Annotated in this window: 15 protein-coding genes; 7 read left to right on the top strand and 8 right to left on the bottom strand. The window is 63.0% G+C overall.

The genetic code is table 11. The features are described from left to right. The 5 genes from iolB to JI744_RS00055 all read right to left on the bottom strand — a co-directional run bounded on the left by iolB (window position 1) and on the right by JI744_RS00055 (window position 6,440). Window positions 1-807 carry a 5-deoxy-glucuronate isomerase gene (gene iolB, locus JI744_RS00075; RefSeq protein ID WP_202657031.1) on the bottom strand — a complete coding sequence of 269 codons (807 nt, stop codon included), beginning with the start codon at window positions 805-807 and terminating at the stop codon, window positions 1-3. 63 nt (window positions 808-870) lie between these two features. After that, complete coding sequence (gene iolE, locus JI744_RS00070) at window positions 871-1,767, bottom strand: myo-inosose-2 dehydratase (RefSeq protein WP_202657029.1); 897 nt, start codon at window positions 1,765-1,767, stop codon at window positions 871-873. Between the two features lie 10 nt (window positions 1,768-1,777). Further along, window positions 1,778-3,604, bottom strand: coding sequence for a 3D-(3,5/4)-trihydroxycyclohexane-1,2-dione acylhydrolase (decyclizing) (gene iolD, locus JI744_RS00065; RefSeq protein WP_202657028.1), 1,827 nt, complete (start codon window positions 3,602-3,604; stop codon window positions 1,778-1,780). Next, on the bottom strand, window positions 3,601-5,508 hold the full coding sequence (locus JI744_RS00060; protein ID WP_202657027.1) for a bifunctional 5-dehydro-2-deoxygluconokinase/5-dehydro-2-deoxyphosphogluconate aldolase: 1,908 nt from the start codon (window positions 5,506-5,508) through the stop codon (window positions 3,601-3,603). The genes iolD and JI744_RS00060 overlap by 4 nt, the downstream gene beginning before the upstream one ends. Before the next feature lie 107 nt (window positions 5,509-5,615). Beyond that, window positions 5,616-6,440: a MurR/RpiR family transcriptional regulator gene (locus JI744_RS00055; protein WP_202657026.1), complete on the bottom strand. Its 825-nt coding sequence runs from the start codon at window positions 6,438-6,440 to the stop codon at window positions 5,616-5,618. A 79-nt stretch (window positions 6,441-6,519) separates the two neighbouring features. Between JI744_RS00055 and JI744_RS00050 the strand changes: the two genes are divergently transcribed. Next, entirely contained in the window at window positions 6,520-7,653 is a 1,134-nt protein-coding gene (locus JI744_RS00050) for a Gfo/Idh/MocA family protein (RefSeq protein WP_202657025.1), read from the top strand. An 84-nt stretch (window positions 7,654-7,737) separates the two neighbouring features. Here JI744_RS00050 and JI744_RS00045 read toward each other — a convergent pair whose 3' ends face one another. The 3 genes from JI744_RS00045 to JI744_RS00035 are packed head-to-tail and all read right to left on the bottom strand — an operon-like array spanning window position 7,738 to window position 9,956. Next, window positions 7,738-8,535 (bottom strand): 3-methyl-2-oxobutanoate hydroxymethyltransferase, encoded by a 798-nt coding sequence (locus tag JI744_RS00045; protein ID WP_202657023.1) that lies wholly within the window; start codon window positions 8,533-8,535, stop codon window positions 7,738-7,740. Further along, complete coding sequence (locus JI744_RS00040) at window positions 8,535-8,846, bottom strand: MocE family 2Fe-2S type ferredoxin (protein ID WP_236019178.1); 312 nt, start codon at window positions 8,844-8,846, stop codon at window positions 8,535-8,537. The genes JI744_RS00045 and JI744_RS00040 overlap by 1 nt, the downstream gene beginning before the upstream one ends. Window positions 8,847-8,867: 21 nt before the next feature. Beyond that, window positions 8,868-9,956: a fatty acid desaturase family protein gene (locus JI744_RS00035; RefSeq protein ID WP_202657022.1), complete on the bottom strand. Its 1,089-nt coding sequence runs from the start codon at window positions 9,954-9,956 to the stop codon at window positions 8,868-8,870. A gap of 105 nt (window positions 9,957-10,061) precedes the next feature. On the opposite strand from JI744_RS00035, the gene JI744_RS00030 reads away from it, so the two are divergent. The 6 genes from JI744_RS00030 to iolG all read left to right on the top strand — a co-directional run bounded on the left by JI744_RS00030 (window position 10,062) and on the right by iolG (window position 16,077). Beyond that, a complete protein-coding gene (locus tag JI744_RS00030) occupies window positions 10,062-11,090 on the top strand; it encodes a LacI family DNA-binding transcriptional regulator (protein WP_202657021.1) in 1,029 nt (342 codons plus the stop codon). A 155-nt stretch (window positions 11,091-11,245) separates the two neighbouring features. Beyond that, complete coding sequence (locus JI744_RS00025) at window positions 11,246-12,028, top strand: TIM barrel protein (protein ID WP_236019177.1); 783 nt, start codon at window positions 11,246-11,248, stop codon at window positions 12,026-12,028. 74 nt (window positions 12,029-12,102) lie between these two features. Next, a complete protein-coding gene (locus tag JI744_RS00020; RefSeq protein ID WP_202657019.1) occupies window positions 12,103-13,044 on the top strand; it encodes a sugar ABC transporter substrate-binding protein in 942 nt (313 codons plus the stop codon). Window positions 13,045-13,144: 100 nt separating this feature from the next. Next, complete coding sequence (locus JI744_RS00015) at window positions 13,145-14,257, top strand: ABC transporter permease (protein WP_328756536.1); 1,113 nt, start codon at window positions 13,145-13,147, stop codon at window positions 14,255-14,257. A gap of 11 nt (window positions 14,258-14,268) precedes the next feature. Further along, window positions 14,269-15,036 (top strand): ATP-binding cassette domain-containing protein, encoded by a 768-nt coding sequence (locus JI744_RS00010; protein ID WP_202657017.1) that lies wholly within the window; start codon window positions 14,269-14,271, stop codon window positions 15,034-15,036. A gap of 39 nt (window positions 15,037-15,075) precedes the next feature. Further along, window positions 15,076-16,077, top strand: coding sequence for an inositol 2-dehydrogenase (iolG, locus tag JI744_RS00005; RefSeq protein WP_202657014.1), 1,002 nt, complete (start codon window positions 15,076-15,078; stop codon window positions 16,075-16,077). The last annotated feature ends 239 nt before the right edge of the window (window positions 16,078-16,316 follow it).

Genomic DNA, 16,316 nt, shown 5'->3' with positions numbered 1-16,316 from the left:
TCATGCATCCCGTTCCGCAATCCACGCATGATCCGGGTCATTCCCAAACCGCCATTTCCGCAGTGGCCCGGCCATGACGTTCAGGTAATACAATTCATAGCCATAGGGCGCACCGCAGGGGTGGTGACCTTTGGGCACCAGCGTCACATCGTGGTTCTTCACTGCCATCGTCTCGTCCAGCGATCCGTCCTCGGTATAAACCCGCTGGATGCCAAAGCCCTGCGCGGGGTTCAGGCGGTGGTAATAGGTCTCCTCCAGATAGGTCATCCGGGGGAAGTCATCCTCATCATGCCGGTGGCTTGGATAGCTGGACCAGTTGCCAGCGGGCGTGAACACTTCGGTCACCAGCAGGCTGTCGGCCACGTCGCGGCCTTCCATCGCGATGTTGTTGACATAGCGGGTGTTGGTGCCGCGCCCACGGGGCGTCAGCTCAATCCCCTCCGGCCCCAGCCGTTGCGCTGCATGGCTGCCTTTGCCCGGCGCGGTGCAAACCGCCAGCGTGCAGGCCGTGGTCGCCACCGCGCGCCAGTCGCTGCCGTTCGGCACATACAGGCAATGCGGCGGGGTTTTCTCAAACACATCCATCCGATCGCCCATCTCGCCCCAGTCCTGCCCGGCGGCCTCGACGCGTGCCTTGCCCTCGACCAGCACCAGAATAACCTCGGTATCCCCCGTCACCTCGGCCGCCACCTCACCGGGCTGCAACCGATAGAGGCCAAACCCCACATAGCCCCAGCCCGCGCTGGAGGGCGTGACGTCATGCACCTTGCCCACCGTCCCCGACGGTTTCACCAGCAGATCGGCCATCCTGTTGCCCTTCCTCTTGGCAGAAATACTCTTGGGGTCCGGGGGCTAGCCCCCGGCCTTGCATCAGATCAACCCGGCCTCTTTCGCCAGCCGCTTGAGCGTCGCCAGACCTAGAGTCTGATAGAGCAGCGGGTTGCGCACTTTGGGGTCTTGCTCCGCCTCGATCACGATCCAGCCGTCATAGCCTGCACCTTTCAGGATCTTCAGCAAGGGCCCGAAGTCCACCCCGCCCTCCTGATCGCCCGGCACTGTGAAGGCCCCGCCGATGACCCCTTGCAGGAAGGACCAGCCCTCGGCGCGCACCTTGGCGGTGATCGCCTGGCGGATGTTCTTGGCGTGGAAATGGCGCACGCGGGCGGCGTGTTTGGTCAGCACGGCGACCGGATCGCCGCCGCCAAAGGTGCAGTGGCCGGCATCAAACAGCAGGTGGGTGTGCGGGCCGGTCGCGGCCATCAGCGCGTCGATTTCTTCAGGCGATTCAACGATGGTGCCCATGTGGTGATGATACACCAGCGTCACGCCCTCACCCGCCAGATAGGCGGCGAAAGCCTCCAGCTTGGCCCCGAATGCCACCATTTCGGCAGCAGTCAGGCGGGACCGGTCATTCACCGGCCTTTTCGCATCGCCGTGGATCGCGTTCGAGGTTTCGCAGACGATGCAGACCTTGCAGCCGTTGTGCTTCAGCTTCGCAAGGTGATGCTGAACCGCCTTAATCTCGTCTTCCACCGACCGCACCAGCAGTTCGGTCGAATACCAGCCAGAGATGAACTTCAGCCCGTTCGCAGCCAGCAGGGCGCGCAAAGCCTCTGGCTCATCCGGCCAGCGGTGGCCGTTCTCGATGCCGTCAAAGCCGATCTGGCGGCCCGCTTCGTCAAGGATGCGGGCGGTGGGGAGGTCGGCGCCGATCGACTGGTCGTCGTCATTCGCCCAGGCGATCGGGTTGGTTCCGAATTGGATCATGTCTGCTACCTCAGTTACCCAGCCACTGCCGGGCGGTGTTCTGTTCGTAATTCTCGCGCGCCGCGTTGACCTGCGGACGGTCCGACACTTCGGGCACGGCCACATCCCACCAGGTGCCGCCCGCGCCGGTGCCGGGGATCGGATCGGTGTCGATCACGATCACGGTGGGGATGGTGGCCGATTTGGCCTTTTGCATCTCGGCCTCCAGATCGGCGATGCTGCCCACCTTGACCACATTCGCCCCCATGCTGCCCGCATGCGCCGCAAAGTCGATGTTGGCGGGGTTCACATGATAGCTGTCGTCCAGCAGGTTGTTGAACGGCGCCGATCCGGTTGAGGTTTGCAGCCGCCCGATGCAGCCGTAACCGCGGTTGTCGGTCAAGACGACGGTAAAGGGCACGCCCATCATCACCGCCGTCGCCAACTCGCTGTTGGCCATCATATAGCTGCCGTCGCCGACCATGCAGACCACATCCTTTTCAGGTGCAGCCATCTTGATGCCCAAGGCCCCGGCAACCTCATAGCCCATGCAGCTAAAGCCATACTCCATATGATAGCCGCCTTGGGCCGCGCGCCACAGCACATGCAGCGCGCCGGGCATGGTGCCAGCCGCGCACATCACGACCGATTGCTTGCCGGTGTTGCGCTGCACAGCACCAATCACCTGGGCGTCGGTGGGCAGAGTGTTCGCCGTAGGGGCCGCCAGTAGCGCATCGGTGGTGCGGAACCAGTCCTTGCGGGCGGCAAAATCGGGGTCGGCGAAGCGGTGCGTGCCAAGGGCGGCGGCGATCTTTTCAAGGCAGATTTTTGCATCGCCCACAAGGCTTTGCGCCCCGCGCTTGGCGGCGTCATAGCCGTGGATGTTGATCGACAGCAGCTTGCGGTTCGGCGCGGAAAACACGGTCCACGACCCCGTGGTGAAATCCTGAAACCGCGTGCCGACGCCGATCACCAGATCGGCCTCTGCCGCCAGTTTGTTGCCGCAGCCGGTGCCGGTCACGCCGGGCGAGCCGAAGTGCAGTTGCTCCTCCCAATCGACCGCGCCCTTGCCGGACTGGGTTTCGACCATGGGGATGTTGTGCTTCACCGCAAAATCACGCAGCGTGGCTTCCGCGCCGGAATAGATCACGCCGCCGCCGGTCACGATCAGCGGTTTCTTTGCCGCCCTGATCGCGGCCACGGCCGCCTCCAGCTCGCGCCGGTCGGGTTCGGGGCGGCGGATGTGCCAGACGGTTGGCTCAAAGAATTCAACGGGATAATCCCAGGCCATGGCTTGGGTGTCCTGACAGAACGCCAGACAAACCGGCCCGCAATTCGCCGGATCGTGCATCACGCGGAAGGCGCGGGGCAGGGCCGACAGCAGGTGTTCGGGCCGGGTGATCCGGTCGAAATAGCGCACCACGGGGCGGAAGCAGTCGTTGGCCGAAACCGTGCCGTCGTCAAAATCCTCGATCTGTTGCAGAACGGGGTCCGGTGCGCGGCTGGTGAACACATCGCCCGGAATGAACAGCACGGGCAGGCGGTTCACATGGGCCAGCGCGGCGGCGGTGACAAGGTTCAGTGCCCCCGGCCCGATCGAGGTGGTGACGGCCATCGCGCGGCGACGCTTGTGCGTTTTTGCATAAGCAATCGCGGTGTGCGCCATAGTCTGTTCGTTATGGCCGCGCCAGGTGGGCAGCACATCGCGGTGGGCATGCAGCGCCTCACCAATGCCGGCGACGTTGCCATGGCCGAAAATCGCCCAGACGCCTTCGATAAAGCGCTCGCCCTCGGGTGTCATCTGCACCGACAGCCAACGCATCATGGCTTGGGCGGCGGTAAGACGGATGGTGGTCATGCCGCGATCTCCTTCTTGGCGCGAACCTTGTCCCAGACGGCGCAGAGGCCCGCGTATTTCTGAACCATCATCTCAACGGCAGCCTCATCGCCAAGGGTGCCCGCCAGCCAGCCGCGCGCGGCATCGCCAAAGATGGTGCGGCCAACGGCGAAGCCCTTCACAAGGTCATGCCGCGCGGCGATGGCAAGCGAGGCGGCCAGTTCTTCGGCAGGCGCATCGAGGCCCAGCACAACGACACCACGGGTATGCGGGTCATTGGCGGTAATTGCGGCGCAGGCCTTTTCATAGGCGGCATCGGTGGTAAACGGCTCCAGCTTCCACCAGTCGGGGTAGACGCCGATGTCGTAGAACCGCTGGATGATCCGGGCCGAGGTGTCATCATTGACCGGGGCCACCTTGGACGGAATGATTTCCAGCAGCATTTCCAGACGGTTGCGGCGGCAGGCGTGGAACAGGCGGCGCACGGTATCTTCCTGCGCGGCCTTGGTCGCGGCGTCATCGTCGGTGTGGTAAAAGCACAGAACCTTGACCACATGCTCCAACGGCCATTCCGACAGCCCGCCGAAATCGGGGCCGATCTCGGGTTCCAGCGTCAGCGGGCGAGAGCCGGGCCATTCCACCGGATGACCGATCCACAGACCCGAACCGGCCGCCTGAAACAGCGCATCGCGGCCAAGGCGGCTATCGCACAAAATGCCATAGCCGGGCTTGCCGCCCTGCACCTGCAACGCCGCCTTCAGGCAGAGTTCCTTGAAGGCGCCGATCTTTTCGGGGGTCGCGCCGTCCATCGCCTCAAGCTGCATGCGGTGGTCAAAGGCAAAGACCCGCATGGTTGACCAGTCCTTGTGGCGGTTGGTCGCCCAATGCACCTGCTCCAAGGCGGCATCTTTGCGCAGGGCGCGTTCCTTGACGCCACGGTTCAGGAAGAATTGCAGCTCCTCCCACGAAGGATAGGCCGGGGTGCAGCCGTGGCGCGAAACGGCAAAGGCCCCGCAGGCATTGGCGTATTTCAGCGCGGTGGGCCAAGGTTCGCCGTCGATCCAGCCCTTGATCAGGCCCGACATGAAGCCGTCGCCTGCGCCAAGGACGTTGAAGACTTCGATGGGGAAACCGGGGCCGGATTCGCCATCATCAAGGCTGTCAGGCACCGCGCCGGTGAAGGCCACGGCTCCCATCGGCCCGCGTTTGCAGACCAGCGTGGCTTTGGAGACCGCCCGCACCGCGCGCAGCGCGGCGATGGTGTCGGTGGTGCCGCCGGCGATGTGGAATTCCTCTTCTGTGCCGACGATCAGGTCGAACAGATGCAGGGTCGATTGCAGCTTGGCGGTGACGGCGGCGCTTTCGATGAACCGGCTTTCGCCGTCGCCATGGCCCGCAAGACCCCAGAGGTTCGGGCGATAGTCGATATCCAGCGCGGTTTGCGAGCCATGCTTGCGGGCAAGGTGCAGCGCCTTCAGCGTGGCGGCTTCGGTTTTCGGGTGCGATAGGTGGGTGCCGGTTGCGACGACGGATTTCGAGGCTGCGATGAAATCTTCGTCGATGTCATCTTCGCACAGCGCCATATCGGCGCAGTTTTCCCGATAGAAAATCAGCGGGAACTGCTTGTCATCGCGGATGCCCAGAAGGACCAGTGCGGTCAGACGCTCTGGGTCGGTTTTCACCCCCCGTACATCGACGCCCTCTTTCGCCAGCTCTTCGCGGATGAAACGGCCCATGTGTTCGTCGCCCACACGGGTGATCAGCGCCGATTTCAGGCCCAGACGCGCGGTTCCGGCGGCGATGTTGGTGGGGCTACCACCGATATACTTCTGAAACGACCCCATGTCTTCCAGACGGCCGCCCACCTGCGCGCCATAAAGATCGACCGAGGATCGACCGATCGTGATCACATCCAGCGTCTTCATATGGTCCCCTCCCTTGGGCCGGTCAGGCGAGACTCAGGCCTGTGCCGCATTTTTAGAATATTTATTCCATTTTATTCGCCGGGGGAAGGGGGTATTTAGCTGCGGTGTCAGCCGCGGGCCGAACCGACCGCGACGGCCAGCGAAATCGCCAGCGCGATGGTGGCGGAGAGTGAACGGAAGGCGCCAAAATCCACCTCAGTCACGGTGATGGTGGTGGTGGCGGCGCGGGCAAGGGGGCCGGTCAGCCGGTCGGTCAGGGCAACGACGGGCAGGCCACGGTCATGCGCATCTTGCGCCATGGCGATGGTTTCTTCGGAATAGGGCGCAAAGGTGATGGCCAAGAGCGCATCGCCAGAGCGCAGGGCGTGGCGGTGGTCCAGCTTGCCTACACCATCATGCAGCATGGCCGGAACCGACATTTTTTCAAAGACATAGGCCAGATAGCTGGCCACCGGAAAGGCGCGGCGCAAGCCGACGATATGCACCATCTTGGCTGCCGCCAGTGTGGAAACCGCCTGATTCAGCGCGATTTCGTCGAAACTCTTGGCCAAGGATTCCAAGGACAAGCGCCCGGCCTCGATGAATTCGGCCACCAAGGCCGCGGGGCTGCCGGTGGCAGAGGATTTCAGGTTTTCCAGCCGGGTCGCATAATCTGGCCAGCCGGGCACATAGGCATCGCGGAACAGCTTTTGCATTTCGGAAAAGCCGGTAAAGCCCAGAATCTGGCAGAACCTCATCAGCGCCGAGGGAGGCACCCCCGCGCCGGTGGCCATATCGGCCACGGTCGATACCGCAATCCGGTCGGTGTTGGTGGCGATGTAATCGGCGCATTGCCGCAGGCGTTTGGGCAGCGTGTCCAGCATCGCGGTCAGGCGTTCGCGGAATTCCTCGACCGTGGCGGGTGCGGTTTCGATGATGTGATCGTCCGGCATCATTTCCTCTTGACGACTGCCCCATGGTTCAGGCTAGCACATGGAACAAATATTCCAACATGAAAGCAAAGGGGCCGTCATGCAGGCTTTGCGCATTGGTCTTATCGGAACCGGCTTCATGGGCAAGGCCCATGCGCTGGCGTGGCGCAACGTCTGGCCGGTGTTCGGGCATACGCTGGGCGAGGTGCCAGAGGTGGAGCTGGCACTGCTGTGCGAGACCCCCTTGGCCAAGGCCAGCCAGATCGGGCGCGAGTTCGGTTTTACCCGCGTGACCGATGACTGGAAAGCGCTGGTCAATGACCCCGAGGTGGATGTGGTGTCGATCACCACGCCCAACGGGATGCACCGCGAAATGGCGACGGCCGCGCTGCTGGCGGGCAAGCATGTCTGGTGCGAAAAGCCGATGGCGCTGACGCTGGAAGATGCGGGCGCGATGCGGCAGGTGGCGGCGGAGGCGGGCAAGGCCACGATGCTGGGCTATAACTACACCCGCAACCCGGCGCATGCCCATGCCTGCCGGTTGGTGGCATCGGGGGCTATTGGCCGCGTGGTGCAGTTCCGCGGCTGGGTGGATGAGGATTATCAGGCCGACCCGAACCTGCCCTGGACCTGGCGCGGCACCATCGCGCAGGCGGGCCTTGGGGCGCTGGGTGATATCGGTTGCCATCTGGTCAGCCTTGCCCATGGGGTGATGGGGCCGATTGCCAGCCTGCAAGCCGATATGCAGACCATCCATGAAACCCGCCCGATGCCCGATGGCAAGGGCGTGGGCCGGGTGGAGAATGAGGATGCGGCATCGGCCCTGATCCGCTTTGCCAGCGGCGCGCAGGGTTCAATGGTGATGTCGCGCAGCGCCTGGGGCCGCAAATCGCGGCTGGGCTATGAGGTGCATGGCACCGAGGGCATGATCGTTTACGATCAGGAACGGATGAATGAACTGCAGCTTTACCAGAACCGGGGGCCGGTGGGCGAGCAGGGGTTCAAGACCATCCTGACCGGGCCTGCCCACGCGCCATATGACCGCTTTTGTCCCGCGCCGGGGCACCAGATCGGGTTCAACGATCTGAAGGTGATCGAGGCGGCAGAGTTCCTGCGCGCGATTGCCGGGCTGGAACCGTGCTGGCCCGATTTTGCGGCGGGCTATGAGATTGAGCGCGCCATCCATGCCATGGCGGATTCGGCGCGTGATGGCGGCAAGCGGATCGCCCTTTGACGGTGCATGCAAAACACGCACTCTGCGGGTGGTAGGATGCATGGAGATAAGGGGTAGGGTGCGTGCTTTGCACGCACCTTTCTGTCAGGCGTTCTGATCCAGCCAGTCGCGGAAGGCTTCGACCACCTCGGTCTGGCTGTCCACCAGATGCTGCGGGGCGGGGTACAGGCCTTCGTGCACTTCGATCGCAAAGCGGCCCATCGCCTCAATCCGCAGGGCCTGCAGACGATCCTCCTCGGCGGCGAAATCGGCATAGACCTTGGCATGGCGCGGCACGCGGCCCCGGTTCTGGCCCAGCACGTCATCGGTGAACAGATATTGCGCATGGCCTGCGGGGCCCGCGCCCATGGAGATCAGGAACAGGTCGGTCTTTTCGGCGATGGCCTGGGTGATGGCATGGGGCACCACCTCAATCTCCACTGCAAAGGCCCCCGCATCCTCCAGCGCCTTGCACTGGGTCCAGACGTGCTGCGCCAGTCCCAGCGTCTTGCCCACCGCCTTGAAGCCGCCGGTCCAGGTGGCCTTGGACGGGATCAGCCCGACATGGCCGCAAACCGGAATGCCATGATCGGCCAGTTCGCGCACGGTGCGCAAAGAACCCGAGCAATAGACCGCATCGGCCCCGTGCTTCATCAGCGGCATGGCCCAACGCAGGAAATCCTCGGTTCCGCCGATTTCAAAGTAATTCTCGCCCGGAAAGATGAAAGCGTCGGGGGCCACTTCGCGAAAGCGGCGGTCAAAGACCATGGCGGGGGGAACCGAGAACATCTCGACCCCGGCTTTGGCGGCCGCTTCGGCCTCGACCAGGGTTTCGACACGCAGCATGGCGTATTGATGCTTGCCGCGGTTGGCGCGCAGGTCGTGAACAGTGGGGCGGGGCATCAGGCGACCTCGATAAAGACGCGACCGTCTTCGACCTTCACAGGGAAGGTTTTCAGGTTGACGCAGACCGGGGCGCGCATCGCCTCGCCATTCCTGTAATCAAACTGGCCGTTGTGCTTGGGGCATTCGATCAGGTGACCCATTACCAGCCCGTCGCACAGATGGACGTTTTCGTGGCTGCACAACCCGGCGGTGGCGTAGAAATCGCCCTCGGGCGAGTGGTAGATGGCAAAGGTTTGGGCACCGTGATCGAACCGGATCAGGTCTTCTTCGTCGATGTCATCGGTGGCGCAGGCGTTGATCCAAGGCATGATTTTCCTCCCAAAGGGTCATTATTCAGCGGCGACGGTTCCGCCCACGGGAACCTCGGCATGAAATTCGTCGCGGTAAGGTTTGGCGGTGCCGGGCAGTTCGCGCTTGATGAAGTAATCCTCGTACCGAAGCTGGCGGATCAGGGCGGGCCACATCTCGGCAAAGGCCGCAGCGATAGAGCGGCTGGGCGCGGGCAGGTCGTGCCGGATCGTCTCATGCAGGCGGGGCAGGGCGTGATAGGGCACCATCGGGAACATGTGGTGTTCGACGTGGTAGTTCATGTTCCAGTAAATGAAGCGGCTGACCGGGTTCATATAGACGGTGCGGCTGTTCAGGCGGTGGTCGGTCACGTTGTCGGCCAGACCGCCATGTTGCAAAAGGCCGGTCATCACATGATGCCAGGCGCCATAAAGCCGGGGCAGGCCGATCAGCATCAGCGGCAGGACCGAGTGCAGCGCCCAAGCCGCGGCGAGGGTAACGACATAGATCGCAAGGTGAATGCGGGCGGTGCGCACGACCTTGGGCCATTCTGACTGGGGGACGAAGGTTTTTTCTTCGGGATGAATGCCAAGAAAGCTGTTGTAAACCATGCGTTGCAGCGCCGCCCAGGCATCGAAAACGCCAAAGAAATTGCCAATCAGCTTGAACAGTACGGGCGGGCGCATCACCGCGATCTCAGGGTCGCGGCCAACGATATAGGTGTCAGTGTGGTGGCGCGCGTGGCTCCACCGCCAGGTGGCGGAATTGCGCATCATCATGAAAGAGGCGATTTCATAGACCACGTTGTTCATCCACGGCGTCTTGAAGGCGGTGCCGTGGCTGCATTCGTGCCAGCGGCTGTCCATCGCCGAGCCGTAAAGCACGCCGTAGGCCAGCCAGAACGGCGCCGACCACCACGACGGCCACAGCGCAATGCCAAGGCCCGCGAACAGGATCATGCAGCCGTAAAGAATGACCGTGTCGCGGATGGCGGGGGTGTCTGAGCGCTGCATCAGGTCTTTCATCACCTTGCGCGGCACCTCGGTGTGATACCATTGGGCGGCGGCAAGGCCGGTTTCCACGGCGCGGGCCCCGTCCGGGCCAAGCAGGCTGTAATCGCGTTTGGTCATGGCATCCTCCCTGTTGGAGTAAGAATAGAATTTGTGTTCCATGTTGGGCAACGGCGGCACTTTCATTCTTCGTCATTTCTCGTCATGTTGAGGGGGGAGGATGCGATGAAGAAACCGGGGTTCGAGGAACTGGCAAAGGCGGCGGGGGTTTCCATGGCCACCGTGGATCGTGCGCTGAACGGGCGGCAAAAGGTGCGGGCCGATACGGTCACCCATATTGCCGAGGTGGCGCGGCGCATCGGGCATCCGGCGGCTTACCGCTTTGCCGGGGCCGAAGGTGCGCGGCCTGTGGTGCGGTTTGGCGTGGTGCTGCACAAGCAGGGGCAGGGGTTCTACAAGGCCTTTGCCGAGGAGTTGCGGCGCGCGGTGGCGACGGCTCCGGGTATCGAGGGGCGGCTGGTGCTGGAGTTTTCCACCGGGCAGGCACCGGGCGAGATGGCGGCCAAGCTGCTGGAGGTGGGCGCGCGCTGCGATGTGGTGGCCGCAACGGCGGTGAACCACCCCGAGGTGACGGCAGCGGTGGAAACGCTGCGCGCGCGGGGCATTGCGGTTTTTGCGCTGCTGTCGGAATTCGCGATTGGCCTGCGGGCGGGCTATCTGGGTCTGGACAACCTTAAGGTCGGGCGCACGGCAGCCTGGATGCTGGCCACCCATTCCCACGCGCCGGGCGAAGTGGCGGTGTTCGTCGGCGGCCACCGCTGGCATGGCCACGAGTTGCGCGACCAAGGCTTTCGCGACGGGTTGCGCCAGCATGGGCCGGGGCTGCGGGTCCTGGAAACCCGCGTCAATCTGGAGACCAAGGCCGTGACTTACGAGGCGGTGCGCGGCCTGCTGGCACGCCACCCCGAGCTGCGCGGCATCTATGTGGCGGGCGGCGGGATGGAGGGGGCGGTGGCGGCGCTGCGCGATTCGGGCGCGGGTGGGCGGGTTGCGTTGGTGGTCAGCGCGCTGACGCCCGAATCGCGCAAGGGGCTGGCAGAGGGTCAGGTGACACTGGTGATCGACACGCCGCTGGAGGCGCTGTGCCGCGCGTTGATGGAGCGGATGGCCGGGGCTGCTCTGGCGCGCCCGGCCCCCGTAGGGGGAGATGTGATGTTCCTGCCGCCCGCCTATACCTTGCCTGAAACGCTGTAGGCCTGCCGTTCCGTGAATGGAATAAATTTTCTGTTTTCTGGAAAGTTTCGGTTGAAACGCGACAAAAATAGAATATCAATTCCATCAGGCGATGTGGAGAGCGCCTGAGTCTTCAAGGATACCGACCCGCGATGCTACCCTTCGCGCTAAATCACATGACGGCACCCCGTTTGGGGTGGGAAGCATTTCTTGACCTGTCCAAAGCCTTGGGCTGCGTCGGGGTCGAGTTTCGCAATGACCTGAAAGGCCCGCTGTTCGGCGGGGCCGATCCGGCGGCGGTGGGGGCGGCAACCCGCGTCCGTGGCCTGCGGTTTCTGGCATTGGCCGAAGTGAAGATGTTCAATGACTGGTCCGATGCCAAGGCGGCAGAGGCCGAGGCGCTGATGAAAATCGCAGTGGCGGCGGGGGCTGAAGCGGTCAGCCTGATTCCGCGCAATGACGGTGTGGCGACAGACCGTGCCGACAGCCGCAAAGTCAGCGAACTGGCGCTGCGGGAAATTCTGCCGATGCTGAAGGCTCATGGTCTGAAGGCGATGGTGGAACCTTTGGGCTTTGCGGTCTGCTCTTTGCGTTACAAAGATGTTCTGGCCGATTGCATTGACGCGGTGGGCGGAGTGGGCACTTATTACATGGTGCATGACACGTTCCACCACGCGCTGGCCGGTTTCGGTCCGATCTTCCCGGAACTGACAGGAATCGTTCACGTTTCCGGTGTCGAAGACCCGATCTATCTGGATGACATGCGTGACAGTCACCGGGTTCTGGTGGGGCCAAATGACGTGCTGGGCAATGTGGCGCAGATCCGCGCCCTGCGCGCGGCGGGCTATGCTGGCCCGGTGTCTTACGAACCTTTCGCGGAGTCTGTCCATGCGCTGGACACTCCGCAGGCGGCCTTGGCCGCATCGATGGAATTCATTCGCCAAGGCGTGGAGGCCTGAGGCGAAAGAATATCCGCCTTCGGGCGGCCCGGCGGGGAGAACAGGTGAGCCGGCACCGATGTGGAGGAGAAACCATGAAGAAGACCCTTTTGATCGCGGGCTTTGCGGCCCTTCTGGGCACCACCGCGACGGCCGAGACGGTCGGCGTTTCGATGGCCAAGTTCGACGACAACTTCCTGACCGTGCTGCGTAACGGCATCCAGAAGTCGGCCGATGCGGGCGGCGTGACGGTTCAGATCGAAGATGCGCAGAACGATGTGGCCAAGCAGCTTGACCAGATCAAGAACTTCATCGCCTCGGGCGTCGATGCGATCGTGGTGAACCCGGTCGATACCTCGGCCACGCAAGCGATGAGCGATGCGGCTGCTGCTGCCGGTGTGGCGCTGGTCTATGTGAACCGCCAGCCGGTCAACGTGGACAGCCTGCCCGACAAGCAAGCCTTTGTCGCCTCGAACGAGGTCGATTCCGGCACGCTGGAAACCAAAGAGGTCTGCCGTCTGTTCAAGGAAGCCGGCAAGACCGAAGCCAATGTCTATGTCATGATGGGCGAATTGTCGAACCAGGCCGCCGTGCAGCGCACTGCGGACATCCATGATGTGATCGGCGGGCCGGATTGCGGCGTGAAGATCAACATCATCGACGAGCAGACCGCCAACTGGAGCCGCGATGAGGCCCAGAACATGATGACCAACTGGCTGTCCACCGGCACTGCGTTTGATGGCGTTATCGCCAACAACGACGAAATGGCGATTGGTGCGGTTCAGGCGATGAAGGCCGCCAACATCGACATGGCGACCGTGGTCGTCGGCGGTGTGGATGCCACGCAAGACGCACTGGCCGCGATGCAGGCGGGCGATCTGGACGTGACCGTGTTCCAGAATGCCGCCGGTCAGGGCGCAGGCGCGCTTGATGCCGCGCTGAAGCTGGCCAAGGGCGAAGCGGTGGAAAAGAAGGTCTGGGTGCCGTTCGAACTGGTGACCCCGGCCAATGTGGCCGAGTATCTGTCGAAGAACTAAGCCTGCCTTTGGGCAGAGGGGCGGCCCGCGTGGCCGCCCCACACCACACGCCGGCAACAGCCGGATTTATCCAGATTTCAAGCAAATGGGGGGCACGCCCGTGTCGCAGGGGACGCATGGCCTTGGGGGCCTCAAATACGATCCGGCCAAGAAAGCACGGCCGCCAGAGTTGAATGTTCTGGTGGCGCTTGTGGTCATCACCATCATTTTCGAGGTGCTGAACCGCCTGAACGGAACCAGTTTTCTGTTCAATCTGCGTGACAATGTGCCCGGCCTGTTCAACCAGCAGCGCATCGACATCATGCTGTTGCAGGTGTCGATCACCGGGATCATCGCGCTGGGGGTGACGCAGGTCATCATTCTGGGCGGGATCGATCTGTCCTCCGGCTCTGTCGTGGGGGCCACGGCGATGATCGTGATGAGCTTTGCCCAGACGGCGCTGGTCAACGGCAACCCCAACCCCAAGGCGGTTCTGGGCGAATGGGCGATGGATTTGCCGGTACTGGCCCCGATACTTGTGGGCCTTGCTTGCGGGCTTTTCGCCGGAATGATCAACGGCTTGCTGATTGCCTATACCAGAATTCCACCCTTTATCGCCACGCTGGGCATGATGGTTTCGGCGCGCGGTGTGGCGCGGTGGTGGTCGAACGGCCAGCCGGTTTCTTTCCCAACCGAAAGCTATGCGGGCCTTGCCAATGGCGACCTGCTCGGCACGCTGACCTTTGGCCTGTTGCATTGGCCCGGCCAGAACCCGGCAGTGGTTTTTGCCCTGCTGACGGTGCTGTTTCAGGTGGTGATGATCCGCACGGTCTACGGCAAGCGCACCTATGCCATCGGCTCTAACGAGGCGGCGGCGCGGATGTCGGGCATCGCGGTCGATCGGCACAAGGTGCTGGTTTACATGATCGCGGGGGCCCTTGCGGCGGTGGCGGCGATCCTTCTCACCTCAAAAAACCTGACGGCTCAGGCGGGCATGGGGGTGATGTACGAACTTGATGCCATCGCCATGGCGGTGATCGGCGGGGTTTCCCTGTCGGGTGGCCGCGGGTCGATGGTGGGCACGGTTCTGGGGGCGGCGATCTTTTCGGTCATCATCTCTGGCTTCACCTCGATCCGGCTGGATGCGTATTATCAAGAGATGGTCAAAGGGGTGATCATCGTCGGTGCCGTGGTTCTGGACCAATGGCGGCAACGCAGCCGCGCGCGCGGCTGAGGGGGGCAAAGATGAGCGATATCATTCTTGAAACGCGCGGTCTGACCAAACGCTATGGCGGGGTTCACGCGCTGGAAGACGCCAATTTCATCCTGCGTCAGGGCGAGCATGTGGCGGTGGTCGGCGACAACGGGGCGGGCAAATCCACCTTCGTGCGTCAGGTGACCGGGGTTGAACAGAAATCCGGCGGCCAGATCTTTTTCGACGGGCAAGAGGTGAACCACACCGGCCCCTTGGAGGCGCGTGAGGCAGGCATTGAAACCGTGTTCCAGACCCTGGCGCTGGCCGATGATCTGGACGTGCCGTCGAACCTGTTTCTGGGCCGAGAGCTGTACAAGTTCCGCCTTGGCCCGTTTTCCTGGCTGGACCGCAAGGCGATGCGCGACCGCACGCTAGAGGCGCTGAAGACCACGGCGGTGAAAATTCCCAACGTCGATAACCCCATCCGCAACATGTCGGGCGGGCAGCGGCAATGCGTGTCCATCGCGCGGACGGCGGCATTCGCCTCCAAACTGGTGATCATGGATGAACCCACGGCAGCGCTGGGCGTTCAGGAAACCGCGCAGGTGGAAAACATCATCCGGGGTTTGAAGGACCGGGGCATCCCGATGATCCTGATTTCGCACAACCTGCGGCAGGTCTTCGATCTGGTGGACCGGATTGTCGTGTTCCGCCGGGGCCGGATCGTGGCCAGCCTGAACAAGCACGAGACCGATGGCAATGACATCGTGTCCTATATTACCGGGGTCAAAGGCGGCGCTGACGCCGCCGTTGCCTGAATTTGCAAGAACGGGCGCAAGGCCCGGAAGGAGAAAGACATGACGGTTCGGTTCGGGCTTTTGGGCGCCGGGCGCATCGGCAAGGTGCATGCCAAGGCGGTGACGGGCGACGCGCAGGCGAAACTGGTGGCGGTGGCCGATGCCTTCCCGGCGGCGGCGGATGCCATTGCGGCGCAATACGGCTGCGATGTGCGGACGATCGAGGCGATTGAAACGGCGAAAGACATCGACGCGGTGGTGATCTGCACCCCGACCGATACGCATGCCGACCTGATCGAGCGGTTCGTGAAGGCCGGCAAGGCCGTGTTCTGCGAAAAGCCCATCGACCTGTCGCTGGCGCGTGTGAAGGCCTGTCTCGATGTGGTGCGCGCCCATAAAGGCACGCTGATGGTGGGCTTCAATCGCCGGTTCGACCCGCATTTCAAGGCGGTGCGGGCCGAGATTGACAAGGGCACCATTGGCGATGTGGAGATGGTGGTGATCACCAGCCGCGACCCCGGCGCGCCTCCGGTTGACTATATCAAACGCTCCGGCGGCATCTTCCGCGACATGACGATCCATGATTTCGACATGGCGCGGTTCCTGTTGGTCGAAGAGGTGACCGAAGTTGTCGCTACGGCGGCGGTTCTGGTTGACCCGGCGATTGGCAAGGCGGGCGATTTTGACTCGGTTCAAGTGCTGCTCAAGACGGCTTCGGGCAAGCAGGCGATGATTTCCAACTCGCGCCGCGCGACCTATGGCTATGACCAGCGGATTGAGGTGCATGGCTCGGAAGGCCTTGCCAGCGCGGAAAACCAGCGCCCGGTGTCGATTGAGGTCGCAGGGGCCAAGGGCTACACCCGCCCCCCGCTGCATGATTTCTTCATGACCCGCTATACCGACGCCTATGCCGCCGAAATTGCCGCCTTCATCAACGCGGTGGCCGGGAAGGGCAAGGCCGAGCCCTCGGGCGAGGATGGCCTGATCGCGCTGGCGCTGGCCGATGCGGCGGTGAAGTCGGTGACCGAGGGCAGGGTGGTGAAGGTGGCTGAGGTGATGTGAGCGTCGCTCTAAGTTACTAAATTCACACGCTCGCCGCTATATGTGGCGAGCGTGTGATTTGTGCCTGCGCTATGGAGCGAGTGGCATGTTCACGAATTGAGTTACTTCATCAGTGTTGACCTGCCCCCCGGAAGTTCCCTCGCTGTGATGTAGAGTCTGCCCAACCTGAGAAGGAGCAGACGACATGAGGAAAAGCCGTTTCACCGAGGCGCAGATTATCGGGATGATCAGGGAACAGG

It is taken from the genome of Fuscibacter oryzae (assembly GCF_016765795.1).
Classification (GTDB): domain Bacteria; phylum Pseudomonadota; class Alphaproteobacteria; order Rhodobacterales; family Rhodobacteraceae; genus Fuscibacter; species Fuscibacter oryzae.
The sequence above is the reverse complement of the archived record's forward strand: the minus strand, read 5'-3'. Positions and strand labels throughout refer to the sequence as shown.